Annotated in this window: 19 protein-coding genes; 13 read left to right on the plus strand and 6 right to left on the minus strand. The window is 73.1% G+C overall.

What is annotated here, in order from left to right; genetic code table 11:
* Nucleotides 1-72: 72 nt before the first annotated feature.
* Together ACYVGN_RS10830 and metX are read right to left on the minus strand one after the other, a co-directional pair.
* The gene (locus ACYVGN_RS10830; protein ID WP_460790731.1) at nt 73-702 is read right to left on the minus strand and encodes a DUF4126 domain-containing protein; all 630 of its coding nucleotides are present in this window, start codon (nt 700-702) and stop codon (nt 73-75) included.
* Nucleotides 702-1913: a homoserine O-acetyltransferase MetX gene (gene metX / locus ACYVGN_RS10835; RefSeq protein WP_460790733.1), complete on the minus strand. Its 1212-nt coding sequence runs from the start codon at nt 1911-1913 to the stop codon at nt 702-704. Before metX ends, ACYVGN_RS10830 begins: the two co-directional genes overlap by 1 nt.
* A gap of 78 nt (nt 1914-1991) precedes the next feature.
* Between metX and ACYVGN_RS10840 the strand changes: the two genes are divergently transcribed.
* Both ACYVGN_RS10840 and ACYVGN_RS10845 read left to right on the plus strand, forming a co-directional pair.
* Entirely contained in the window at nt 1992-3113 is a 1122-nt protein-coding gene (locus tag ACYVGN_RS10840; RefSeq protein WP_460790734.1) for a glycerate kinase, read from the plus strand.
* Nucleotides 3113-4354, plus strand: coding sequence for an FAD-binding protein (locus ACYVGN_RS10845; protein ID WP_460790736.1), 1242 nt, complete (start codon nt 3113-3115; stop codon nt 4352-4354). Before ACYVGN_RS10840 ends, ACYVGN_RS10845 begins: the two co-directional genes overlap by 1 nt.
* A 61-nt stretch (nt 4355-4415) precedes the next feature.
* Here ACYVGN_RS10845 and ACYVGN_RS10850 read toward each other — a convergent pair whose 3' ends face one another.
* Nucleotides 4416-5660, minus strand: coding sequence for an isochorismate synthase (locus tag ACYVGN_RS10850; RefSeq protein ID WP_460790809.1), 1245 nt, complete (start codon nt 5658-5660; stop codon nt 4416-4418).
* A gap of 111 nt (nt 5661-5771) precedes the next feature.
* Here ACYVGN_RS10850 and ACYVGN_RS10855 point away from each other — a divergent pair, with 111 nt between their 5' ends.
* From ACYVGN_RS10855 to ACYVGN_RS10870, 4 genes are all read left to right on the plus strand, one after another.
* On the plus strand, nt 5772-6308 hold the full coding sequence (locus ACYVGN_RS10855; protein ID WP_134745597.1) for a DUF402 domain-containing protein: 537 nt from the start codon (nt 5772-5774) through the stop codon (nt 6306-6308).
* Between the two features lie 72 nt (nt 6309-6380).
* Nucleotides 6381-7175, plus strand: coding sequence for a demethylmenaquinone methyltransferase (locus tag ACYVGN_RS10860; protein WP_460790737.1), 795 nt, complete (start codon nt 6381-6383; stop codon nt 7173-7175).
* A 29-nt stretch (nt 7176-7204) separates the two neighbouring features.
* Nucleotides 7205-8263: a polyprenyl synthetase family protein gene (locus tag ACYVGN_RS10865; protein ID WP_460790810.1), complete on the plus strand. Its 1059-nt coding sequence runs from the start codon at nt 7205-7207 to the stop codon at nt 8261-8263.
* Nucleotides 8264-8339: 76 nt separating this feature from the next.
* Nucleotides 8340-9713, plus strand: coding sequence for an FAD-dependent oxidoreductase (locus ACYVGN_RS10870; protein ID WP_055992628.1), 1374 nt, complete (start codon nt 8340-8342; stop codon nt 9711-9713).
* A 146-nt stretch (nt 9714-9859) separates the two neighbouring features.
* Here ACYVGN_RS10870 and ACYVGN_RS10875 read toward each other — a convergent pair whose 3' ends face one another.
* Complete coding sequence (locus ACYVGN_RS10875) at nt 9860-11389, minus strand: DEAD/DEAH box helicase (protein WP_055992631.1); 1530 nt, start codon at nt 11387-11389, stop codon at nt 9860-9862.
* Between the two features lie 286 nt (nt 11390-11675).
* On the opposite strand from ACYVGN_RS10875, the gene ACYVGN_RS10880 reads away from it, so the two are divergent.
* On the plus strand, nt 11676-13472 hold the full coding sequence (locus tag ACYVGN_RS10880) for a M23 family metallopeptidase (protein ID WP_460790739.1): 1797 nt from the start codon (nt 11676-11678) through the stop codon (nt 13470-13472).
* Between the two features lie 27 nt (nt 13473-13499).
* On the opposite strand, the gene ACYVGN_RS10885 is transcribed toward ACYVGN_RS10880, so the two are convergent.
* Nucleotides 13500-14516 (minus strand): LacI family DNA-binding transcriptional regulator, encoded by a 1017-nt coding sequence (locus tag ACYVGN_RS10885; protein WP_460790741.1) that lies wholly within the window; start codon nt 14514-14516, stop codon nt 13500-13502.
* A gap of 23 nt (nt 14517-14539) precedes the next feature.
* The gene (locus ACYVGN_RS10890) at nt 14540-16222 is read right to left on the minus strand and encodes a glycoside hydrolase family 13 protein (RefSeq protein WP_460790743.1); all 1683 of its coding nucleotides are present in this window, start codon (nt 16220-16222) and stop codon (nt 14540-14542) included.
* A gap of 199 nt (nt 16223-16421) precedes the next feature.
* Here ACYVGN_RS10890 and ACYVGN_RS10895 point away from each other — a divergent pair, with 199 nt between their 5' ends.
* The 6 genes from ACYVGN_RS10895 to ACYVGN_RS10920 all read left to right on the plus strand — a co-directional run bounded on the left by ACYVGN_RS10895 (nt 16422) and on the right by ACYVGN_RS10920 (nt 24101).
* Nucleotides 16422-17675 (plus strand): sugar ABC transporter substrate-binding protein, encoded by a 1254-nt coding sequence (locus ACYVGN_RS10895; protein ID WP_055992642.1) that lies wholly within the window; start codon nt 16422-16424, stop codon nt 17673-17675.
* A gap of 91 nt (nt 17676-17766) precedes the next feature.
* Nucleotides 17767-19368, plus strand: a complete 1602-nt coding sequence (locus ACYVGN_RS10900; protein ID WP_460790745.1) for an ABC transporter permease subunit — start codon at nt 17767-17769, stop codon at nt 19366-19368.
* Between the two features lies 1 nt (nt 19369).
* Nucleotides 19370-20332 (plus strand): sugar ABC transporter permease, encoded by a 963-nt coding sequence (locus ACYVGN_RS10905; protein ID WP_134745587.1) that lies wholly within the window; start codon nt 19370-19372, stop codon nt 20330-20332.
* Nucleotides 20333-20409: 77 nt separating this feature from the next.
* A complete protein-coding gene (locus tag ACYVGN_RS10910; RefSeq protein ID WP_460790748.1) occupies nt 20410-22293 on the plus strand; it encodes a glycoside hydrolase family 13 protein in 1884 nt (627 codons plus the stop codon).
* On the plus strand, nt 22290-23078 hold the full coding sequence (locus ACYVGN_RS10915) for a hypothetical protein (RefSeq protein WP_055992651.1): 789 nt from the start codon (nt 22290-22292) through the stop codon (nt 23076-23078). Before ACYVGN_RS10910 ends, ACYVGN_RS10915 begins: the two co-directional genes overlap by 4 nt.
* A 27-nt stretch (nt 23079-23105) precedes the next feature.
* The gene (locus tag ACYVGN_RS10920) at nt 23106-24101 is read left to right on the plus strand and encodes an alpha/beta hydrolase (RefSeq protein ID WP_460790750.1); all 996 of its coding nucleotides are present in this window, start codon (nt 23106-23108) and stop codon (nt 24099-24101) included.
* The last annotated feature ends 2 nt before the right edge of the window (nt 24102-24103 follow it).

A 24103-nucleotide genomic window follows, 5' to 3' on the forward strand; every position in this document is an offset into this window, starting at 1 on the left:
GGCGACACGGCCCGGCGCTCCGACCTGCTGCTTCGCGCCGTCGAGGGCATGCTCGGGGCGCAGTGACCCGCTCTACGCCGGCGTGCCGCGGCCGGAGACGCGCCGACGGCGGCGCCACTCGCGCATCCCGCCGCCGAGCTTGACGACCAGCACGATCGCGCCGACGAGCAGCAGGGCGGCCAGGATCGCCGCCAGCGGCAGCAGCAGGAACGCCAGGACCAGCAGGACGATCGCGGTGGCGTCCTCGCCGAGGCTGACCAGTACGTTCGAGACCGGCTCCGGCAGCAGGTTCACGGCCGCCCGTGTCGTCATCTTGCCGAGGCTCACGCCCGCCGCCGTGACGCCGCCGGCGACCGCGGTGCCGACCGCCACCGCAGTGCCGTGCTCGGCGCCGATCCCGAGGCCCAGCGCCGCGGCGAACAGCGGGCGCAGCACGGCGTGGATGCCGTCCCATGCGGAGTCGAGGTAGGCCACCTTGTCGACGAGGGTGTCGCCGATCGCGAGCACGGCGACGACGATCAGCAGCCACGGCTCGGCCAGCATCGGCGGGATCGCCTCGATCACCCCGGATGCCGGGCCGGCCGCGCCGAGGGGCACGAGCGCCTTGACCAGGCCGAGCGTGAAGACGACGAAGTACGGGCGCAGGCCCGATGCGGTGCCGGACGCGATCGCCAGCAGTGCCGCGGTCCAGACGGCGTCCATCAGACGTCCGCGTCCAGGAGGCGCCGCAGATGGCGGCCGACGGCGGCGGTCTCGATCAGGAAGCCGTCGTGACCGAAGTCGCTCGCGAGCACCACGGCCTCGTCCCCGTCGAGCGTGTCCGGGATGCCCCGCGCGATGCGGTGCTGGCCGTCCACGGGGAACAGGCGGTCGGTGTCGATGCCGAGCACCAGGGCCTTCGCGGTCACGGCGGCGAGCGCCTGCTCCACGCCGCCGCGGTCGCGGCCCACGTCGTGCGAGTCCATGGCCTCGACCAGACGGATGTAGGAGTTGGCGTCGAATCGCCGCGTGAACTTGTTGCCGTGGAAGTCGAGGTACGACTCCACCGCGAAGCGGCCGCCGTGACCGAGCGGGCTCACGCCGGACTGCCACGACCGCTGGAAGCGCTGGTTCAGCTCGGTGGGGCTGCGGTAGTTCAGCAGCGCCATGCGGCGCGCGAGCGCGAGTCCGCGGTGCGGTCCCTCGCCGTCTGCGGCCTCGTAGTAGTCGCCGCCGCGGAAGCGGGGGTCGATCAGGATCGCCTCGAGCTGCACGGAGTTGAGCGCGATCTGGTCGGCCGTGTTGACCGGGGGAGCCGACAGCACGGCGAGCCGCGCGAGACGATCCGGGTGCCCGACGCCCCACTCGAGCGCGTGCATCCCGCCCATCGAGCCGCCGACCACGGCCGCCCACACGTCGATGCCGAGCGCATCCGCGAGGCGCACCTGCGCGGCCACCTGGTCGCGCACGGTCAGGTACGGGAAGCGGGACGCCCACTCCTCGCCATCGGGGTGGATGCTGGCCGGGCCCGTGGAGCCCTGGCAGCCGCCGAGCATGTTCGGCGCGACCACGAACCAGCGGTCGGTGTCGATCGGGGCGCCGGGGCCCACGATGTCCTCCCACCAGCCGGCGGTCGCATGACCCGGGCCGGCCGGACCGCGCACGTGGCTGTCGCCCGTGAGCGCGTGCAGGATGAGCACGGCGTTGTCGCGCGCGGCGTTCAGCTCGCCCCAGGTCTCGTACGCGAGGCGGAACGACGGCAGCACCCCGCCGCCCTCGAGGCGCAGCTCGCCGAAGCCCGCGAACCGGCGGTCGCCCGCGGGGTCGCCGTCGCGCCACGCGCCGGACGCGGGCGGCCGGCCGACCATGGACCGGGCGTCGGCCTCCGTGACGAGGCTCGACGGCACCGTGTCCTCGGAGATCTGCCAGTCCATGGCCTCATTCTCCCGTGCCCCGCGGCCGGCCCGGGCCACTGTTACGGGCCGAGCCCGCGACTGGGCCAGGATGGGGGGATGGCGACGCGCGTGGTGGTGGCGATGGACGGCTTCAAGGGCACGCTCGATGCGGCGACGGCCGGCGAGGCCGTGGCTGCCGGCTGGCGGAGGGCCGAGCCCGACGCGGACGTCGCGGTGCGGCCGATGGCCGACGGCGGCGAGGGCACGCTCGAGGCGTTCGCCCGGGCCGTCGAGGGGGCGCAGCGGATGCCGCTGCGGGTCACGGGGCCCGCCGGCGTGCCGATCGAGGCCGCCTGGCTGCTCCTGCCGCCGACCGAGGACGTCCCCGGCGGGACCGGCGTGGTCGAGCTGGCCTCCACCTCCGGGATCGAGCTGCTCGGCGACGCGCTCCGCGGCCGGGACGCCTCGACGCTCGGCTTCGGCCAGGCCGTGCGCGCGGCGATCGACCACGGCGTCTCGCGGCTCATCCTCGGGATCGGGTCGAGCGCCTCGACCGACGGCGGGATCGGGCTGCTGACGGCGCTCGGCGCGCGGTTCACCGACGCGTACGACGTCTCGGTGGCGCCCGGCGCGGCCGGGCTCGACGAGTTGGCGAAGGTCGACCTCACGCGCCTGCGCCCGGTTCCCGAGGCCGGCGCGCTGGTCCTCACCGACGTCACGAACCCCCTCATGGGCCGCCGCGGAGCGGCCGCGGTGTTCGGGCCGCAGAAGGGCCTGGACGCCGACGGCATCGCGCGCGCCGACGCCGGGCTGGCGCGCCTCGCCGAGCTGCTCGGCGCCGATCCCGGCGCGCCGGGCGCGGGCGCCGCGGGCGGCGCGGGCTACGGCCTCCTGGCGTGGGGAGCGCAGCTTGTTCCCGGTGCGGCCGAGGTCGCGGAGCTCACCGGACTGGCCGACGCCATCGCGGGCGCCGACGTGGTGATCACGGGCGAGGGGTCATACGACGGCCAGTCTGCCGCGGGCAAGACGCCGGCCTTCGTGCTCGGCCTGGGCCGCGAGGCCGGGGCCCGGGTGGCGGTCGTCGCGGGCCGGATCGCCGACGACGCCGACACGTCGGGGATCGAGGCTCTGTCGCTGACGGCGCTCGCCGGATCCGCGGAGTCCGCGATGGCCGAGCCCGCGCGCTGGCTGAGGGACGCGGGCGAGCGGCTCGCGCACACGATCCGAGGGAAGTCCTGATGGACCTGGTCAACTGGGCGGGCAACGTCCGCTTCCGCGCCGAGCGCATCGCCACGCCGGCGAGCGTCGACGACGTGTGCGCCATCGTGTCGGGCCCGGGACCGTTCCGCGCACTCGGCAGCGGGCACTCCTTCAGCCTCATCGCCGACACCGACGGCACCCTGATCTCCACCGCGGGCCTCGCCGCGGCGCCCGTCGTCGACGCGCAGTCCCGCACCGTCACGGTCGGGGCCGGCATCCGCTACGGCGAGCTGGCCCGCGCCCTGGAGGCCGAGGGCTGGGCGCTCGCCAACCTCGCGTCGCTGCCGCACATCTCCGTCGCCGGCGCGGTGGCCACCGGGACGCACGGGTCGGGCGACGCGGTGGGCACCTTGTCGTCCGCGGTGGCCGCGCTCGAGCTCGTCGTGCCCGGCGGCGACGTCGTCCGGCTGCGCCGCGGCGATCCGGCGTTCGACGCCGCGGTGGTCTCCCTCGGCGCGCTCGGCGTCGTGACCTCCATCACGCTCGACATCGAGCCCTCGTTCGAGGTGCGCCAGCGCGTGTACGAGAACCTCCCGCTCGAGACCGCCCTGGCCGACTTCGACGCCCTGATGGGCGCCGCCTACAGCGTCAGCCTCTTCCTCCGGTGGGGGGACCGGGATGTCGTCGATCAGGTATGGACCAAATCGCGCTCCGCGGAGCCGCCCGTGCTGCCGGGCGATCCGGCGCCGGCGGCCGGGCCGGTTCACATGCTGGCGGGCGTCTCACCCGCCGCGTGCACGCCGCAGCTCGGCGAGCCGGGCCGTTGGCTCGATCGGCTCGCGCATTTCCGGCTGAGCCACACGCCCTCCGCCGGCGCCGAGCTGCAGTCCGAGCACCTCGTGCCGCGCCGGCACGCGGTCGCGGCGATCCGCGCCGTGCGCGAGCTGGCCGACCGGATCGCCCCGCTGATCCAGGTCACCGAGATCCGCTCGATGCGGGCGGATTCCCTCTGGCTCAGCCCGGCCTACGAGACGGACGCCGTCGGGCTGCACTTCACCTGGCTGCCGGACCAGCCTGCGGTCGAGGCCGTGGTCGCCGAGATCGAGGCGGCGCTGGCGCCGTTCCAGGCGCGTCCGCACTGGGGCAAGCTGTCCGCGATGGACGCCGCCGGTCGTGCCGCCGTGTGGCCCCGCCTGCGTGAGTTCGCCGCGCTCACGCGCGAGTTCGACCCGGCGGGTCGCCTGCGCAACCCCTACCTGTCCTTCCTCGACGAGCTCTGATCTCGACGTTCTCGCGCGCGAAGGGCCCCCGAAGGGGTGCCCGCACGCGTGCGACCGTCTTCTAATTGAGGCTGTCGACGATGGGGCGGAACTTGACTCGGGTCTCGAGCAGCTCCGCCTCGGGGAGGCTGCCCGCCACGATGCCGCCGCCGGCGTGGGCGGTGACGGATCGCGTCGCAGACGGGTCCGTCGGCGCGCCGGCGTCCGCCGGGCCGAACTGCGCGCACCGCAGCGCGATCGCCCATTCGCCGTCGCCCTCGGCGTCGATCCAGCCCACGGGTCCGGCGTAGCGGCCCCGATCGAACGGCTCGATGCGGCGGATCGCGGCCATGGCGGCGTCGCGCGGCGTGCCGGCGACCGCGGCGGTGGGATGCAGGGCGCGCACCATGTCGAGCGCGCTGGAGCCGTTCGACAGCGTGCCCTCGACGTCGGTCGCGAGGTGCCACAGGTTCGGCAGCTTGAGCGTGAACGGCTGCTCGGCGGCCGCGAGCGCGGAGGTGTGCGGGCGGAGCGCGTCGACGACGGACCGCACCGCGTACTCGTGCTCGTCGATGTCCTTCTGGTTCGTGGCGAGCTCGGACGTGATCGCGGTGTCCTCGTCGGCGTCGGCGCCCCGCGGTCGGGTGCCCGCCAGCACGCGCGCCGTGACCTCGCCGCCGTGCACCGTGACGAGGGTCTCGGGGCTGGCGCCGATGATGCCGTCGACCGCGAACGCCCACGTGTCGGGGTAGCCGCTCGCCAGCGCGCGGACGAGCCGGCGGAGGTCGGCGTGCGCCGGCACCGTGCCGGCGATGTCGCGGGCGATCACGATCTTCTGCGCCTCGCCGCGCTCGATCGCCGCGAGCGCGGCGCGCACCGCGTCGCCGTGCGCGGCGGGATCCATCCGGCCCGGCCCGAGCGTCGCGGACCAGTGCGCGCCGTACTCGGTCGGCCCGAACGCGACATCCCCCGGGGCCTCCGCGCGCCGGATCCGCGTGATCCACGATCGGCCGCGGCGCCGCCCGACGATCACGCTGGGCACGATCAGGGTGCTGGGCAGCGCGGACGAGTCGTCGAAGGCGAACGCACCGAACGCGATCAGCCCCGTGCCGTGGAGCCGGACCTCGTCGTGCACCTCGGCGGCGGCGGCGATCTCGCGCCAGGCGTCGGCCAGCGTCGCGATCCGGCCCCGGCCGTCGACGCGGATCGCGAGCGCCTCGCCCCAGCCGGCCATGCCGTCGCCGCGCCGCTGCCAGATCAGCGGGTTCCGCGCGTCGGTCCACGGCAGCAGGTCCTCGACCGCATCGATCTCGCGCGTCTCGACCACGAGGCGCGGGGGGGGAGTGCTCGATGCTGTCGCGCTGCCCGACGGCGGAGCGGGGCGCGAGTCGGTCACCTGCCCAGCTTAGTTCGGCACCCGCGGGCCTAGGCTCGAGGGATGGACCGTACGGCCGCCGGCACGCCGCTCACCTTCCGCTGGCGCAAGTGGGACGGGTCGCCCCACTGGCAGCACGAGTGCGTGTACCTCGGCGCCGACGAGTACGGCGACTGGCTGGGGCAGGTTCCGGGGTCGCACAGCTTCCGCCCGGGGCGCGAGATCACGCTGCGGGCGCCCAGCGTCGTCCTGCTCCCCGCCGGGCGCGAGGACTACGTGCTGACCTTCAACGGCGAGCCGGAGCTGACGCGCGTGTACATCGACATCGCGTGGGCCGTGGGCTGGGACGACGGCGGCCAGCCGGTCGCGATCGACATGGACCTCGACGTGGTGCGCCGCCTCGACTACCGCGGCGTGTACATCGACGACGAGGACGAGTGGGAGGAGCACCGCGTCCGCTACGGCTACCCGGCGCGCGTGATCGAGCTGCTCGAGGCCACGGCGCACGACCTCGCGGCGCGCGTGCGCGCGCACGAGGAGCCGTTCGACGACGCCACCGCCGAACGGTGGTTCGCGGTGCTGGCAGGGCTCGCGCGCTGAGCGCCGTCCGGATGCCGCGGCCGCCTTCTCCACGGATGAACCGCCTGACCGCCCGCGCCTAGACTCGAGGGCGTGAAGCACCGCGACGCCCGCTCCGCAGCCAACCGCCCCGACCTCGGCAAGGACCCGGCGCGCGTGAGCGGCATGTTCGATCAGGTCGCCGCCCGCTACGACGTCACCAACACCGTGCTCAGCGTCGGCAACGACCAGCTGTGGCGCGCCGCCACGACGCGGGCCGTCGCGCCCCGGCCCGGCGAGCGCATCCTGGATCTCGCGGCCGGGACCGGCGCGTCGTCCGTCTCGCTGGCGCGCAGCGGCGCGCAGGTCGTCGCCGCCGACTTCTCGCCCGGGATGATCGCGGAGGGCCGCCGTCGTCACGGCGCGGTGCGCAACCTGACCTTCGTCGAGGCCGACGCGACGGCCCTGCCGTTCGCGGACGCGGAGTTCGACGCGGTCACCATGTCGTTCGGGCTGCGCAACGTCGACCGGCCGAAGCAGGCCATCGCCGAGCTGCTGCGCGTCACCAAGCCCGGCGGTCGCCTCGTGATCTGCGAGTTCTCGCACCCGCCGCGGCCCGCGTTCCGCGGTCTCTACCGCTTCTACAACGACCGCGTGCTGCCGCGGATCGCGCGCGCCATCAGCTCGAACACCGAGGCGTACGACTACCTCAACGAGTCGATCAGGGCCTGGCCGGATCAGCGCACGCTCGCGTCGTGGATCCGGGACGCCGGATGGACGGACGTCGCATGGCGCGACCTGAGCTTCGGCATCGTCGCGCTGCACCGGGCGGTCAAGCCCGCCGTGCCCGCCGGGCCCGCGGGCGACGGCGACCAGGGTGCGGACCCCGCCGGTAGGCTGGACGCGTGACTCCGAGCCCATCCGCGCCGGGCTCGCCGATGGCGAAGCCCTCGATCCCGGGCTCGCGCATCGCGAGCCGCTTCGGCCTCAGCGAGCGCGTGTTCGCCGGTCCCGGGGCGAAGAAGCTCATCGCCCGGATCGAGGACGGGCTCGAGGCCGTCGAGCGTCAGCTGGCCGAGGAGCTGCGATCCACGGACCGGCTCGTCGACGCCACGAGCCGCTACCTCTACGAGGCCGGCGGCAAGCGCGTGCGTCCCATGCTCACGATGCTGTCCGCGCAGCTGGGCGACGGCGCCATCCCGGCCGTGATCGACGCGGCCACGGCGCTCGAGCTCACGCACCTCGGCTCGCTGTACCACGACGACGTCATGGACGGCGCCGACCGGCGCCGCGGCGTCGCGAGCGCGCACCAGGTGTGGGGCAACAGCATCGCGATCCTCACCGGCGACCTGCTCTTCTCGCGCGCGAGCCAGATCATGGCGCGGCTCGGCGAGCGGGCCATGGCCCTGCAGGCCGACACGTTCGAGCGCCTGGTGCTCGGCCAGATGCACGAGACGGTCGGCGCCCAGCCCGGTGACGACCCCATCGAGTTCTACATCCAGGTGCTGGCGGACAAGACGGGATCGCTCATCGCCGCCTCCGCGCAGGCCGGCGCCATCTTCGCGAACGCCGACGAGGCCTACCGCGAGCCGCTGCGCGTCTACGGCGAGAAGGTCGGCGTCGCGTTCCAGCTCCTGGACGACGTGATCGACCTCTCCGCCGACCCGGCCGAGACCGGCAAGGTGCCGGGCACCGACCTGCGCGCGGGCGTCCCCACGATGCCGTACCTGCTGCTGGCCGAGGACGGGGGCGCCGACGCCCGCTCGCTCACCGAGCGCATCGACGAGGGCGTGGACCGGATCGCGCAGGGCGAGGACCCGGCGATCCTGGACGAGCCGCTCGCCGCGCTGCGCGACCACGAGGCGACCGCCCGCACGCGCGAGCTCGCGCTCACCTGGACCCGCGAGGCCGTCGAGGCGCTCGCCCCGCTGCCCCGCGGGGGAGTGCGCGAGGCGCTCACGCGGTTCGCCGAGTCGCTCGTCGACCGCAGCAGCTGACCGGTCCCGCGGCGCGGCATCCGCTCAGCCGGCCGCGCGAGACTGGTGAACGCAGATCCACGAAAGGGACCTCTCCATGACCAAGCTGAGGCTGGCCATCGTCGGCGCGGGACCCGCCGGCATCTACGCCGCGGACATCCTGCTCAAGACCGAGCGGAAGTTCGACGTCTCGATCGACCTGTTCGAGCACCTGCCCGCGCCCTACGGTCTCGTCCGCTACGGCGTCGCGCCGGACCACCCCCGGATCAAGGGCGTCATCAACGCGCTGCGCGAGGTGCTCGACCGAGGCGACATCCGGATCTTCGGCAACGTCCGCTTCGGCGAGGACATCACGCTCGACGACCTCAAGCACCACTACAACGCCGTGATCTTCGCGACCGGCGCCGTGCGCGACGCCGACCTGAACATCCCGGGGATCGACGCCGAGGGCTCGTTCGGCGCGGCCGACTTCGTGAGCTGGTTCGACGGCCACCCCGACGTGCCGCGCACGTGGCCGCTCACCGCCTCGTCTGTCGGCGTGATCGGCAACGGCAACGTGGCGCTCGACATCTCGCGCATCCTGGCCAAGCACGCGATCGACCTGCTGCCGACCGAGGTGCCGCAGAACGTCTACGAGATCCTCGAGGCCTCGCCCGTGACCGACGTGCACGTGTTCGGACGCCGCGGCCCCGCGCAGGTGAAGTTCACGCCGCTCGAACTGCGCGAGCTCGGCGAGCTGCGCGACGTCGACATGGTCGTGTACGACGAGGACTTCGACTACGACGAGGCGTCGAAGGCCGCCGTCGAGACGAACAAGCAGGTCAAGGTCATCGACCGCATCCTGCAGTCGTGGCGCCAGCGCGACTCCGTCAACAACGCGGGCGGCACGGCGTCGCGCCGACTGCACCTGCACTTCTGGGCCAAGCCGCTCGAGGTGAAGAAGGACGAGCAGGGTCGCGTGGCCGCGCTCGTGTACGAGCGCACCCGGCCCGACGGCCAGGGCGGCGTGGTCGGCACGGGCGAGATCCGCGAGATCCCGATGGGTCAGCTGTACCGCGCCGTCGGCTACTTCGGTTCGCCGCTGCCCGGCGTCCCGTTCGACGAGCGCCACGGCGTGATCCCGAACCACGAGGGCCAGGTGCTCTCGCCGGACTCGAACGAGCGCATCCCCGGCATGTACGCGACCGGATGGATCAAGCGCGGCCCGGTGGGTCTGATCGGCCACACGAAGTCCGACGCGATGGAGACCATCCAGCACCTGGTCAACGGCCAGGGCTCGTGGTGGCAGCCGGCCGACCCGTCGGAGGAGGCGATCCCGCGGCTCCTCGCCGAGCGCGGCATCGCCTGGACCGACCTCGAGGGCTGGCACCGCCTCGACGAGCACGAGATCGCGCTGGGCGCGCCGGAGGGGCGCGCGCGCATCAAGGTCGTCCCGCGCGACGAGATGATCCGGATCTCGCGCGGCGAGTGATCCGCTGAGTCGACGAAGCGCCCGGTCCCTTCCACAGGAACCGGGCGCTTCCTCCATCCGGTGAGATCACACGGAACCGGCGACGTCACCCGCATCCGGATGTGGCGTCGCAGGCCACATGGGATCTCGCGCGGGCGGATGCGACGTCAGCGCGCGGTGCCGGCGGACGACGCGCGGCGAGGGCCGCGGCGGGTCGGGGTCGTCGCCGACGACGCGGGGCGCTGGGCGCCCTGGCCGGTCGACGTGCTGTACATCGGCGCCGGCTGGCCGCCGCGCGCCTGGCCCTGGGAAGAGCCCTGGCCCTGGCGACGCTGCTCGCCCGAGCGCTGGCCCTGACCGCCGCGACGGCCGCCCTGGCGGACCGCGGTCTCGCCGGGGCGCTCGCTGCGCGCGGCGCGCTTGCGGCGCGCGTTGGCGCCCTGCGACGTGCCGGGAGCCGTGGCCTCCGGCGCGTTGCCCACGCCCGGACCGCCCGGGCGGGGAGCGACGCGCTCGGCGACCTCGCCGATCAGCTCGACGACCTGCGGGCTGGTGGTGGTGACCGCCTGCGGCTTGGCGCCGATGCCGGCGCGGCGCAGCAGCACCTCGGTGTCCTTGCGCTGCGACGGCAGCATCAGCGTCACGACGTCACCGGCCGCGCCCGCGCGCGCCGTGCGGCCCGAGCGGTGCAGGTAGGCCTTGTGCTCGGCCGGCGGGTCGACGTGCACGACCAGGTCGACGCCGTCGACGTGCACGCCACGCGCGGCGACGTCGGTCGCGACGAGCACCTTGACGGCGCCCGATGAGAAGTCGGCGAGGTTGCGGTCGCGGGCGTTCTGCGACAGGTTGCCGTGCAGGTCGACCGCGGGGATGCCGCCCGAGGTGAGCTGGCGGGCCAGCTTCTTCGCCTGGTGCTTCGTGCGGGTGAACAGGATGCGGCGGGCGGTGCCCGACGCGAGCGCCTTGACCAGCTCGGTCTTGGCCTCGGGCGAGGACGACTCGAACACGTGGTGGGTCATCGCCGGGACGGGCGACTCCGCCGGGTCGATCGCGTGGCTGACCGGGTTCGAGAGGAACTTCTTGACCAGCTTGTCCACGCCGTTGTCGAGCGTGGCGGAGAAGAACATCCGCTGGCCGCCGGCCGGCGTCTTCGAGAGGAGGCGGGTGACGCCCGGGAGGAAGCCGAGATCGGCCATGTGGTCGGCCTCGTCGAGGACGGTCACGGCGATGCGGTCGAGCTTCACGATGCCCTGGCCGATCAGGTCCTCGAGGCGGCCGGGGCAGGCCACGACGATGTCCACGCCGCGGGCGAACGCGGCCTCCTGCGGCTTCTGCGAGACGCCGCCGAACACCGTGGTGACGGTGAGGCCGGCCGCCTTCGCGAGGGGCTCGACCGTGCGGGTGATCTGCGTGGCGAGCTCGCGCGTGGGGGCGAGGACGAGCGCGGAGGGCGTGCCGGCGCGACGGGTCACGCGGGCGGCGGCGAGGCGCGCGACCAGCGGGATCGCGAAGGCGAGCGTCTTGCCCGATCCGGTCTTGCCGCGGCCGAGCACGTCGCGCCCGGCGAGGGTCGACGGCAGCGTCTCGCGCTGGATGGGGAAGGGGGTCGGGCGCTCCATCGCGACGAGCGCGTCGACGAGCACCGAGGGGACGCCGAGGTCGGCGAAGGTGGGGTTCTGCGTGGGCGCAGAGGTCATGTGTTGTCTTTCCGATGGGTCGGCCGGGATCGCGCGCAGGGGCGCGGCGCCGTCAGGCGCTGCAGGGCCGGTGGGAGGCGAACTCGGCGGATGCCGGATCCGTTCGCCGCGGCAGGAGTGTGGAGCGCGGGCCGTGGCCGGCGCGCCCTGGTCTCGGGGAGACCTGTCGAGACACGACGATGCGCGCGAGATCCGCGCGCAGTGGCCAGGCTAGCACGCGGGGATGCGGGCGCCCTGTGAGCAGCCGGTCCCGGCCGCGCCCCTCCGCACCCCTAGGCTGTCGACCATGCGCGTCCTGCTCCCGACGACGGCCGCCGCGATCGCGGTCGTCGCCGCCCTCCTCGCCCCCGCCCCGGCCTCCGCGGCCGGCCCCGAGATCGGCGGCTATGGCGACGACTACTTCCTCAACGACGGCTGGAGCGGCACCGCCAACCAGGTCTACGACTACGGACTGCCCGGCGACGGCGCCGTCGTCGGCGACTGGAACGGGGACCGGGTCGACACGATCGGCGTGCGGCGCGGCAGCTTCTACCTGCTCGCCGACCGCCACGGCGTGGAGGCCCCCGCGCACAGCTTCATCTACGGGCGCCCCGCGGACGTGACGCTGGTCGGCGACTGGAACGGCGACGGCCGTGACACGCTCGCGGTCCGGCGCGGCAACACCTACTACTTCAACGACGAGCTGACGGGCGGCGACGCGAGCGCGGTGATCCGCTACGGCCGGGCCGACGACCAGGTGCTGGTCGGCGACTGGGACGGAGACGGGCGGGACACGCTCGGCGTGCGGCGCGGCAACGTGTTCTACCTGCGCAACGTTCTCGCGGGCGGCGAGGCCGACATCCGCGTGCCGTACGGCAAGGCCGAGGACGTCGTCTACGTCGGCGACTGGAACGGCGACCGCGTCGACACCCTGGCGGTGCGCCGCGAGGCGCGGTACTTCGTGAAGGACGACTTCACTGGCGGCGAGGCGGACCGCGTGCTGACGTACGGCCGCCCGGGCGACGCCACGCTCGTGGGCGACTGGAACGGCGACGGCGCCGACACGCTCGGCGTGCGGCGCGGATCGCGCCCCGCGGCCAACGTGGTGTCGTGGGCCGACGGCACGTACGGCGCGTTCGGCGCCACCACCACGATCGGATCCGGGAACCGCACGATCGCGCTGCCGTCGTCGGCGCGCCGAGGACTCGTCACGATCGCGTCGGCGGACACGCGCCTGACGGTCGACGTCGTGGCGGCCGACGGCACCGCCCAGCGGATCGTCGGGGGCGTGGCCGGAGCCCGCACGGCGCTGTGGGGCGACCCGGCCGGGGGCGACGCGCGCTCCATCCGGATCTCGTCGACCGGCGCGTGGGTCGTCACGCTCCACCCGGTGAGCTCCCTCGAAGCGCTCGAGAGCGCCGGCGACGGCAGCGAGCTCGCGCTCTACGGCGGCGCGGGCGGAGCGCTGACCGCGACGCACTCGGCCGACGGATCGCTGCAGGTCCTCCAGTACGTGTCGCGGCGCCCGGCGGCCGGGTCCCTCGCGCCGCTGTACCCGGACGAGCGCCGCACGGTCGTGACGGGGGTGCGCGCCGCATCCGGATCCGGCACCCTCGCCGCCGGGCCGTCGATCGTGGACGTGGGCGTCGGCACGTGGCGGCTCGCGCTGCCCGCGCCCCCGCCGGCCCCCTCCTCGCTCCCGCAGCCCACCTCCGTGCCCAAGTCGTCGGTCGTGTTCCCCCTGGCGGGGGAGTACCGGCTCAGCCGCACCATCACCGAGACGCACAACGGCGCCGACCTGCTTCAGCCCGCGTGGTCGCCGATCCACGCGGTGGCGGACGGGGTGGTGTCCTTCACCGGATGGTCCGGCGGCTACGGCAACCTCGTCACCGTCCGGCACGTCGTCGACGGCAAGCCCGTCGAGACACGCTCGGCGCACATGATCAACACGCCCCCGGTGCGCGCCGGGCAGCGCGTGGTGGCGGGCCAGATCATCGGCTACATGGGCTCGACCGGAAACTCCACGGCGAACCACCTCCACATCGAGGTGCGCGTGGACGGTCAGATCGTCGACCCGATGCAGTGGCTGCCGGTGGAGCGCTGAGCCCCTCGCCTCTGACGTGCCGCCCGGTCAGTCGCGCGGGCGGGCCGTCGAGTCGCGCACGCGGAGCTCGAAGGGGAGGGGCAGGTCCGAGGCGACCGCGTCGTCCTCGCCCGGCTCGAGCTGCGCCATCAGGATGTCGACCGCCAGCGCGCCCTGCTCCCGCGGGAACTGCGCGATGGTCGTGAGGCCGAAGAACTCGGACTGGTCGTGGTCGTCGACCCCGACGATCGACACGTCGTGAGGCACGCTGAGCCCCAGGTCGCGCGCGGCGAGCATCGCTCCGAACGCCATCTCGTCCGACGCCGCGAAGATCGCGGTGGGACGGTCGCGGAGCGGAGCCCCCAGGAGCTGCTTGGCGGCACGGTAGCCGCCCTGCACGGTGAAGTCCGCGTTCGCGATCAGGCGCGGGGAGGCGTCGAGCCCGGCCTCGTGCAGTGCGGACTCCCAGCCATGGCGGCGCTTGGTCGGCAGGTGGAAGTCGGCGTCGGACGCGCGGTCGCCGCCGATCAGCCCGATGCGGCGGTGATCCAGGCCGATCAGGTGCTCGGTCGCGAGCCGCGCCACCGCGACGTCGTCGATCGCGAGCGTGCGCACGCCCGGGATGGGCCCGCCGACGCCGACGAGGGGCTTGCCCAGCGTGTGCAGGCGCGTCACCTCGGGCTCGGTGAGCTCGAGCGAAACCGCGATCACGGCGTCGACCCGCTGGCGCAGCAGGAAGTGCTCGAACACCGTGCGCCGCTCGTCGCCGTCGCCCGCGAGGTTGTAGAGCGTGACGTCGTAGCCCGAGCGCATCAGGCGCTGCTGGGCGCCCTCGAGCACGGTCGTGAAGTACCAGCGGTTCAGGAACGGCAGCACGATCCCGATGTTGCGGGTCCGGCCGCTGGCCAGGCTCGACGCGGCCTGCGAGACCACGTATCCGAGCTCGCGCGCCGCCGCGACCACGCGTTCGCGCGCCGCGGCCGACACGTGCCCGCGGCCGGAGAGGGCGCGCGACACGGTCGCCGTGGAGACCCCGGCCAGCCGTGCCACCTCGGCGATGCTCATGTCCCGCGCCCTCCCGTTCCGGATCAGTCGTTCGCGAGCCAGACGGCGGTGTCCGTCGGCACGGCGTCGCCCTCGAGGGGCGCGCTCGACACCAGCACGCGGGCTCCCGCGGGCAGGGCGACCGGCTCGGCGCCGAGGTTCGCGATCACCGTGACGGGCCCGCTGCGGAACGCGACGGTGTCGGCCGGGGCGTCCTCGATCCACGAGAACTCGGCCGCCGCGACGCCGTGCTCGCGACGCAGGCGCAGCAGCGCGCGGTACAGGTTGAGGGTCGACGCCGGGTCCGCGTCCTGGGCGTCGCGCGCGAGGCCGTGCCACTCGGCCGGCTGCGGCAGCCACGACGCGCCCGTCGCGTTGAAGCCGTACGCGGGGGCGTCGGCCTCCCACGGGATCGGCACGCGGCAGCCGTCGCGCCCGTAGCGCTCGCCCTCGGTGCGGAACCAGGTCGGATCCTGGCGGGCGTCGTCGGGCAGGTCGATGACCTCGGGCAGGCCCAGCTCCTCGCCCTGGTACAGGTACGCGGATCCGGGCAGCGCCAGCATGAGCGTGGTCGCGGCGCGGGCGCGGCGCAGGCCCACCACGGGGTCCGGCTTGCCCTTCGAGAGCGGGCCGATGCCGTGGCCCTGCGGGTGCTCGGCGCCGAGCGCGAGGCGCGACGCGTGGCGGATCACGTCGTGGTTCGAGAGCACCCAGGTGGTGGGGGCGCCGACGCCGCCGAACGCCTCGAACGACACGTCGATCACCTCGTGCAGCTGCTCGGCGTCCCACTCCGCCATCAGGTAGGGGAAGTTGAACGCCTGGTGCATCTCGTCGGGGCGGACCCAGAGGGCCGTCTCCTCGGCCGTCGGCATCCACGCCTCGGCGCACAGCGCCCGGTCGCCCGGGTACTCCTCGAGCAGGCGGTGCCAGTCGCGGTAGATCTCGTGCACGCCCTCCTGGCCCCAGTAGGGCACGGGCTCCTGACCGCCCATGGAGTCCGAGTCCTCCGGCGGCATGTAGTCGGGCAGCTCGTCGTGCTTGACGAGGCCGTGGGCCACGTCGACGCGGAACCCGTCGACGCCGCGGTCGAGCCAGAAGCGCAGGATGCGACGGAACTCCTCCTGGACCTCGGGGTTCGCCCAGTCGAAGTCGGGCTGCGACGAGTCGAACAGGTGGAGGTACCACTGGCCCGGCCGGCCGTCCGCCTCCGTGATGCGGGTCCACGCGGGGCCGCCGAACACGGACTGCCAGTTGTTCGGGGGCAGCTCGCCGTCCTCGCCCTGGCCGTCGCGGAACATGTACCGCGCGCGCTCGGGGCTGCCGGGCGCCGCCGCCAGCGCGGCCTGGAACCACGCGTGCTGGTCGGACGAGTGGTTGGGGACGAGGTCCACGATCACGCGGATGTCGCGCTCGTGCGCCGCCGCGAGCATCGCGTCGAAGTCGGCGAGGGTGCCGAACAGCGGGTCGACGTCGCAGTAGTCGGCGACGTCGTAGCCGGCGTCCTTCTGCGGCGAGGTCATGAAGGGCGAGAGCCAGATGGCGTCCACGCCGAGGTCGCGCAGCGCGTCCAGGCGCGACGTGATGCCCGGCAGGTCGCCGATCCCGTCGCCGTTCGCGTCGGCGAAGGAGCGGGGATAGATCTGGTAGATCGCGGCGGTGCGCCACCACTCGCGGGGGGAGGCCTGGGCGGCCGGCGCCGACTCGACGCTGAGTTCCACGGAAGTCATGGAATCGGACTCTACGGGAAACTCCCGGTGTATGGAAACGCTTGCAGTTCAGGTTCGCCCAGGTGTGCATCACGAATCCGTATCGAACGGCCGATTGCGCAGATCCGGTGGTTTGCGGATCGCCCCACGGCATGCAACCCTGTAACCGCTTGCAGAAACCTGGCAGGGCTGCCGGGGCGAAAAGGAAGGGCACACACCAATGAAGGTGAACAGCAGGGGCCGCGCCATCGCGGCTTTCGCGGTCGCGACGACGCTCGGTCTCGCCGGCTGCTCGTCGGCGGCGCCGCAGGGCGGCGAGACCTCGGCTCCCGCGGACGGCGGGGGAGCCACCTCGACGCTGACCGTCTGGGTCGACGCCGACCGCGCCGGCGTCCTCGCGGACCCCGCGGCCGACTTCGAGGCCGAGACCGGCGTCAAGGTCGAGCTCGTGCAGAAGGACTTCGGCGAGATCCGCGACCAGTTCGTGTCGCAGGTCCCCACCGGCAAGGGCCCGGACATCGCCGTGGGCGCGCACGACTGGCTCGGCACGCTCGTCACCAACGGCGTGGTCGCCCCGATCGAGCTCGGCGACAAGGCCGAGGAGTTCGAGAAGGTCGCCACCGACGCGTGGACGTACGACGGCAAGGTCTACGGCGTGCCGTACTCGATCGAGAACATCGCCCTGATCCGCAACACCGAGCTCGCGCCCGAGGCGCCCGGCTCGTTCGACGAGATGGTGCAGATGGCCGAGGCCGCCGGCACCGAGTACAAGGTGCTCGTGGGCCTCGACCCGGCCGCGGGCGACCCGTACCACATGTACCCGTTCCAGACCTCGTTCGGCGCCCCCGTCTTCGGCACCAACGCCGATGGCACCTACAACGCCGACGACCTGCAGATCGGCAACGAGGGCGGCACGCAGTTCGCCCAGTGGCTCGCCGAGCAGGGCGCCGCCGGCGTGTTCAACCCGAACCTCGACGGCGACCTGGCCCGCGAGGCGTTCAACGCGGGCAAGGCCCCGTTCTACGTCACGGGCCCGTGGAACGTCCCGTCGGCGCAGGAGGCCGGCATCGACGTCGCGGTCGACCCGATCCCGGCTCCGGGCCCGAACCCGGCGCAGCCCTTCGTGGGCGTGCAGGGCTTCTTCCTGAGCGCGAAGAGCGAGAACGTCGTCGCGGCGACCAACTTCCTCACGAACTACGTGGGCTCCGAGGAGGTGCAGACGGCCCTCTACGAGGTCGGCGGCCGCGCTCCGGCGCTGACGGCGGCGTTCGAGGCCGCCGTGGCCGACGACCCGATCGTGGCCGGCTTCGGCCAGGTGGGTGCGGCGGCCGTGCCCATGCCGAGCATCCCCGAGATGGGTGCCGTGTGGGAGTTCTGGGGCGTCACCGAGACGGCCATCATCAAGGGCGAGGGCGACCCGGCCGAGCTGTGGAAGAAGATGTCCGACGACATCGCCGCAGCCGTCGCGGGCTGATCCGCCGCAACGCGCATCGACCGGATGGCGGGGCCTCCACGGGCCCCGCCATCCGTCCGCCACACCCCATCCCTCGGCTCAGGAGACCCGCATGACCTCGGCCCCTCTCGCCACCCGTGAGCGCGATTCCCGCCGCGCCGCCCGCATCGCCGAAGCGGCGAGCGGCGGCTGGAAGCTCGTGGTGTTCAAGATCATCGCGCTCGGCATCATCGACGCGATCGCCGTGTACGCGGCCCTCGTGCTGTTCGCGAGCGGCGACGTCGTGGTCGGCACGATCGTCGTGCTGGCGACGATCCTCATCAACGTCGTCTACTTCCGGCGCGGCAGCCTTCCGGCGAAGTACCTCATCCCGGGCCTGATCTTCCTGCTGGTCTTCCAGATCTTCGTGGTGCTCTACTCCGGCTACGTCGCCTTCACGAACTACGGCACGGGGCACAACAGCACCAAGGAGGACGCGGTCGAGGCGATCCTGCTGCAGAACCAGGATCGGGTGCCCGACTCGCCCTCCTACCCGCTCACGGTCGTCGAGGGCTTCGCGGGCGAGCTGTCCTTCCTCGTCACGACGCCGGACGGCGAGGCGATGCTCGGCGGCGCCGAGCGGCCGCTGGAGGAGGTGCCCGACGCCGAGTTCGACGGCGGCAAGGCCGTCGCGGCCCCCGGGTACACGTCCCTCGACTTCCAGGGCCTGCTGGCCCGCCAGGGAGACATCACGTCGCTCGCGGTGCCGCTCAGCGACGACCCCAACGACGGCACGCTGCGCACGCAGGACGGCCTGACCGCGTTCTCCTACGTCTCGCGCTACGTCTACGACGACGCCGCCGAGACCATGACCGACTCGCAGACCGGGGCCGTGTACAGCGACCGCGGCACGGGCGCGTTCGTGGCGGAGGACGGCACGGAGCTGCTGCCGGGATGGCGCATCAACGTCGGCGTCGACAACTTCGTGCGCGCGTTCAGCGACGAGTCCATCCGCGGCCCGTTCCTCGGTGTGACGGTGTGGACGTTCGTCTTCGCGTTCCTCTCGGTCGCGACGACCTTCCTGCTCGGCCTGTTCCTGGCGATCGTGTTCAACGATCCGCGCATGAAGAGCAAGAAGTACTACCGCGTGATCATGATCCTGCCGTACGCCTTCCCGGGCTTCCTGTCCGCGCTGGTGTGGGCGGGCATGCTGAACCAGGAGTTCGGCTTCGTGAACACGGTGCTGCTCGGCGGCGCCGACGTGCCGTGGCTTACCAACGAGTGGCTGGCCAAGCTCAGCATCATCATCGTGAACCTGTGGCTCGGCTTCCCCTACATGTTCCTCGTGACGACCGGCGCGCTTCAGTCGATCCCGGACGAGCTGACGGAGGCCGCGCAGATGGACGGCGCGACGCCGTTCCAGGCGTTCCGGATGATCAAGCTGCCGCTGCTGCTCGTCTCGGTCGCGCCGCTGCTGATCTCGTCGTTCGCGTTCAACTTCAACAACTTCAACCTGATCTACATGCTCACGGGCGGCGGGCCGCGCGACGTGGCCGCCGGCATCAACGTGGGCAGCACGGACATCCTGATCTCGATGGTCTACAAGGTCGCGTTCGTGGGCGCCAACCGCGACTACGGGCTCGCGAGCGCGTTCTCGATCATCATCTTCGTCCTGGTCGCGACCATCTCGGTCATCGCGTTCCGCCGCACCAAGACGCTCGAGGAGCTGAACTGACATGGCCGACATCTCGATCACGCGCGACCTCGCGCAGAGCGCTCCCGCCGGCGGCGACGCCACCCGCCTGCTGACCACGGTCGACGAGGGCGGCGCGCCGCACCCCAAGCGCCCCTTCAAGGTGTGGTTCAGGCAGACCGGATGGCGCCACATCATCGGTCTGGCGATGCTCGTGTTCGCGGCGTTCCCGCTGCTGTACGTGCTGTCGGCGTCGCTCAACCCGGGCGGCACGCTCGTCACCGCGAACTCGCTGTTCTCGAATGTCAGCCTCGGCAGCTACGTCGAGCTGTTCAACCGACCGCAGCAGCCGTACGCCGCATGGTTCCTCAACACGCTGGTCATCGGGCTCGTGTCCGCCGCGGGCACGGTGCTGCTCGGCGCGCTCGCCGCGTATGCGTTCTCGCGCATGCGCTTCACTGGGCGCCGGTTCGGCCTGATCACCCTGCTGCTGGTGCAGATGTTCCCGCAGCTGCTGGCGATGGTCGCGATCTTCCTGCTCATGTCGGCGATCGACGAGATCTTCCCGGGCTTCGGCCTGAACAGCCAGATCGGTCTGATCATGATCTACCTGGGCGGCGCGCTGGGCGTGAACACCTACCTCATGTACGGCTTCTTCAACACCGTGCCGGCGTCGATCGACGAGGCCGCGAAGCTGGACGGAGCGGGGCACGCGCGCATCTTCTTCACGATCATCCTGCGACTGGTCGCGCCGATCCTGGCGGTCGTCGGCCTGCTGTCGTTCCTCGGCACCATGAGCGAGTTCGTGATCGCGTCGGTCATCCTCGTCGACCCCGAGAAGCAGACGCTCGCGGTGGGCCTGTATCAGTTCATCTCGCAGGAGACCTCGCGGAACTGGAGCGTGTTCGCCGCCGGTGCCGTGCTCGCGGCCATCATCCCCGTGGCGCTGTTCCTGGCGCTGCAGCGCTTCATCGTGGGCGGCCTCACGGCCGGCTCGGTGAAGTGACCGCCGCGCCCGCCCGACCCTCCCGAGACTCCGCCCGCTTCACTTCGGCGCGTCCCGCGCGCCCGGAAAGGCCCCGCATGTCGCACCTCCTGCCGCACCACGACGGCTCGCCGCTCTACGTGTCGAACTCCGCCCCGGAGCTGGGCGAGGTGGTGCGCGTCCGTCTGCGCGTGCCCGAGGGCTACGGGCCGCTGCGCGCGGTGCGCACGCGCTCGAACCCCGACCACGAGCCCGAGTGGACCGACGCCGAGGTGATCGGCGAGGCCGACGGATGGACGTGGTGGGAGGCGCCCGTCACGGTGGGCAACCGCCGTCACGGGTATCGCTGGCTGCTCGTGCACGAGGACGGCACGGTCGAGTGGCTGAACCAGACCGGTCTGCACCGGATCGAGACGCTCGACGCCGAGGACTTCGCGCTGGTCGCGTACCCCGCCCCGCCGGCGTGGCTCAACGACGCCGTGATGTACCAGATCTTCCCGGACCGGTTCGCCCGCTCGGCCGCGGCTGACGAGCGCGAGACGCCCGAGTGGGCGATCGCGGCGGCGTGGGACGAGCCCGTCGACCCCGTGATGCCGGGCCGCAGCCAGCAGTTCTACGGCGGCGACCTCGACGGCATCGTCGAGCACCTCGACCACCTCGAGCGGCTGGGCGTCGATCTGATCTACCTCACCCCGGTCTTCCCGGCCGCGTCGAACCACCGCTACGACGCCGCGAGCTTCGAGCGCGTCGACCCGCTGCTCGGCGGGGACGAGGCGTACGTCCGCCTGATCGAGGCCGCGCACGCGCGCGGCATGCGGGTGATCGGCGACCTCACGAGCAATCACTCGGGCGATCGGCACGAGTGGTTCCAGGACGCGCTGGGCAACCCGGGCGCCCACTCCGAGCGGTTCTACTACTTCCGCGACGAGGGCAACACCGAGTACGAGTCGTGGCTCGGCACGCCGACCCTGCCGAAGTTCGACTGGTCGTCGATCGAGCTGCGCCAGCGCTTCATCACGGACGGCGACTCGGTCGTCGCGCGCTGGCTCAAGCCGCCGTTCGGGATCGACGGATGGCGCATCGACGTGGCCAACATGACCGGCCGCCTCGGCGACGTCGACCTGAACGCCGAGGTGCGGCAGCTGCTGCGCGAGACCATGCTCGAGATCAACCCCGACGCGGTGCTCCTGGGCGAGTCCACGAACGACGCCGCGAGCGACCTGCAGGGCGACGGATGGCACGGGGCGATGACGTACCCGGCGTTCACCCGCCCGCTGTGGGGCTGGCTGTGCCGGCCGACCGGGGCGCCGTACCTCGACGCGCAGGGCGTCGAGCGCACCGAGCCGTGGTTCTTCGGCCAGCCGATCGGCGGCATCCCGCGCTACAGCGCTCGCGACTTCGTCGACGCCATGACGCGGTTCACGGCCGGCATCCCGTGGCGCGTCCGGCTCGGCAACATGCAGGCGCTCGACACGCACGACACCGCGCGGTTCGCGACGAACGCGCCGGACGACGTCGTGCCGGTCGCGGTGGGCCTGTCGATGACGCTGCCGGGTGTCCCTGTGCTGTTCGCCGGTGACGAGTTCGGCCTGGTGGGGGAGGACGGCGAGATCGCGCGCACCCCGATCCCGTGGGGCACCGAGGATGCCCCCGGCACCGCCGAGCGACTGGCGCTGTACCGCGACCTCATCGCGCTGCGCCGCGCGCACCCGGTTCTCGGGACGGGCGGCCTGCGCATCCTGGCCGTCGGCGACGAGGGCTTCGCGTTCGTACGCGAGTCGGCCGAGGAGACCGTCCTTGTCGTGGCTGCGTCGGGATCGTTCGAGGCCGCCCTGGACGAGGCCCTCGTGCCCGGGCTCGCGCGCGCCGAGCGGCTGTACGGCGACCTCGAGCTCGACGGCGGCGTCGTGCGCGCCGGCGGGCCGGCGTTCGCGGCCTGGGCGCTCCCGGGCGTCGCGGTCCCGGAAGGCGGTGCCGCGTGAGCACGGCGAACGACCGCTACGAGCGCCGCAGCGCGGATCTCGCCGAGGCGGTGCGCGCGCATCCCGACCTCATCGGGCTGGTGCTGCTCGGCTCGGCCTCTGACGAGGCGGTCGCGCGCCGCGACGAGTGGTCGGATCACGACTTCTTCGCGCTCGTGCGGCCGGGCGCGGGACGCTCCGTGCGGCCCGACCTGTCGTGGCTGCCCGACCAGGACGCGCTCGTCCTGACCGCGCGCGAGGGCGAGATCGGCTTCGTCGCGGTGTACGACGACGGGCACGTCATGGAGTTCGCGGTCGCCGAGCCGGATGAGCTCGTCGGCGCCCTCGTGAACGAGGCGACCGTCGCGGTGGACGACGAGGACGGCACCACGGCCGCGCTCGTGGAGCGCGGCCGGGCGAATGCCGCGGCCGGCGACCGCATCGACGTCGGCAACGAGGCGCGCCTCGTGCTCGTGAAGCTGTTGATCGGGGTGGGTCGCGTGCGGCGGGGCGAGGTGCTCGTGGGCGGGCAGTTCATCCGCGGCTGGGCGGTGCAGTCGCTGGCCCGCGCGCTCCGCGGGCGTTTCCCGCAGCGCTCGAGCGACGCGCGCGACCGCATCGACGCGCTGCGCCGGTTCGAGCTGGACTTCCCGGACTGGGCGGCGCGCATCGCGGACGCTCTCGCGCTTCCCGCTGAGGACGCGGCGCGGGAGCTGTTCGCAATCGCGCGCGAGGCGCTCGACGACGGCGGGCCCGGTTTCCCCCGCGCGGCCGCCGACGCCGTCGCCCGCCGGCTGGGCTGGTGACGACGGCGGGCTCGTAGGCTGAACCCCGTGTCCGATGTGTGGGTCGCCGACGTCCTCGGCGAGGGGTTCGAGCAGCGGACCCTCCCGCTGGGCGCGGACGAGGAGGGCGAGGTCGTCGCCACCCTGGTCCGGCACCTGCCCGCGCGGCGCCGGCTCTGGAGCCGGCCGCGGCTGCTCGAGGACGTGGATGTGCTGTACGTGCACGGCTGGTCGGACTACTTCTTCCAGCGTCGGCTCGCGCGCTTCTGGACCGACCGCGGCGCCCGCTTCTTCGCGCTCGATCTGCGCAAGTACGGGCGGAGCCTGCGCGAATGGCAGACCCCCGGATACGTGACGGACCTCGCGACGTACGACGAGGACATCCGGGCCGCGCTCGACGCGCGCGGCGACAGCGTCGGCAGGCGGCTCATCCTGCTCGGCCACTCGACCGGCGGGCTCGTGCTGAGCCTGTGGGCCGGGCGCCATCCCGACGCGGCGGCGGCGCTCATCCTCAACAGCCCGTGGCTGGAGTTCCAGCTGAGCGCCGTGGCGCGCACCGCCCTCTCGCCGGTGGTCGAGCTGCGTGCCCGACTGCGCCCGCTCGACAGGATCCGGATCACGGATCACGGCTTCTACTCGCGCGCGCAGGAGGAGGCGGCGGACCCTGACGATCCGGTCACGTTCGACCCCGACTGGCGTCCCGCAGGCGGGTTCCCCGTCTACGCCGGGTGGATGGACGCGATCCTCGGCGGCCACAACGCGGTGGCCCGCGGCCTCGGCGTCCGCGCGCCGGTCTGCGTGCTGCTGTCCGCGCGCAGCACGCTGCCGGTCCGCTGGAGCGACGACCTGACCCGCTCCGACACCGTCCTGTACGTCGAGGACGTGGCGCGGGCGGCGCTGCGCGTCGGGTCGTCCGTCACGGTGGAGCGCCTCGACGGCGCGCTCCACGACGTCTTCCTGTCGCGGCCCGAGGTGCGCCGCGACGCGTACGCGCGCCTGGACTGCTGGGTCCGAGCGTTCGCGGCGGCGACCGCCGGCTCCTGAGT

The sequence above is a fragment of the Microbacterium lacusdiani genome, from assembly GCF_054779895.1.

What these genes read in the sequence shown, in the direction of transcription:
- ACYVGN_RS10830 (WP_460790731.1), bottom strand. Translation starts at nt 702, where the DNA reads ATGGACGCCGTCTGGACCGCGGCACTGCTGGCGATCGCGTCCGGCACC.
- metX (WP_460790733.1), bottom strand. Translation starts at nt 1,913, where the DNA reads ATGGACTGGCAGATCTCCGAGGACACGGTGCCGTCGAGCCTCGTCACG.
- ACYVGN_RS10840 (WP_460790734.1), top strand. Translation starts at nt 1,992, where the DNA reads ATGGCGACGCGCGTGGTGGTGGCGATGGACGGCTTCAAGGGCACGCTC.
- ACYVGN_RS10845 (WP_460790736.1), top strand. Translation starts at nt 3,113, where the DNA reads ATGGACCTGGTCAACTGGGCGGGCAACGTCCGCTTCCGCGCCGAGCGC.
- ACYVGN_RS10855 (WP_134745597.1), top strand. Translation starts at nt 5,772, where the DNA reads ATGGACCGTACGGCCGCCGGCACGCCGCTCACCTTCCGCTGGCGCAAG.
- ACYVGN_RS10865 (WP_460790810.1), top strand. Translation starts at nt 7,205, where the DNA reads ATGGCGAAGCCCTCGATCCCGGGCTCGCGCATCGCGAGCCGCTTCGGC.
- ACYVGN_RS10870 (WP_055992628.1), top strand. Translation starts at nt 8,340, where the DNA reads ATGACCAAGCTGAGGCTGGCCATCGTCGGCGCGGGACCCGCCGGCATC.
- ACYVGN_RS10875 (WP_055992631.1), bottom strand. Translation starts at nt 11,389, where the DNA reads ATGACCTCTGCGCCCACGCAGAACCCCACCTTCGCCGACCTCGGCGTC.
- ACYVGN_RS10880 (WP_460790739.1), top strand. Translation starts at nt 11,676, where the DNA reads ATGCGCGTCCTGCTCCCGACGACGGCCGCCGCGATCGCGGTCGTCGCC.
- ACYVGN_RS10885 (WP_460790741.1), bottom strand. Translation starts at nt 14,516, where the DNA reads ATGAGCATCGCCGAGGTGGCACGGCTGGCCGGGGTCTCCACGGCGACC.
- ACYVGN_RS10890 (WP_460790743.1), bottom strand. Translation starts at nt 16,222, where the DNA reads ATGACTTCCGTGGAACTCAGCGTCGAGTCGGCGCCGGCCGCCCAGGCC.
- ACYVGN_RS10895 (WP_055992642.1), top strand. Translation starts at nt 16,422, where the DNA reads ATGAAGGTGAACAGCAGGGGCCGCGCCATCGCGGCTTTCGCGGTCGCG.
- ACYVGN_RS10900 (WP_460790745.1), top strand. Translation starts at nt 17,767, where the DNA reads ATGACCTCGGCCCCTCTCGCCACCCGTGAGCGCGATTCCCGCCGCGCC.
- ACYVGN_RS10905 (WP_134745587.1), top strand. Translation starts at nt 19,370, where the DNA reads ATGGCCGACATCTCGATCACGCGCGACCTCGCGCAGAGCGCTCCCGCC.
- ACYVGN_RS10910 (WP_460790748.1), top strand. Translation starts at nt 20,410, where the DNA reads ATGTCGCACCTCCTGCCGCACCACGACGGCTCGCCGCTCTACGTGTCG.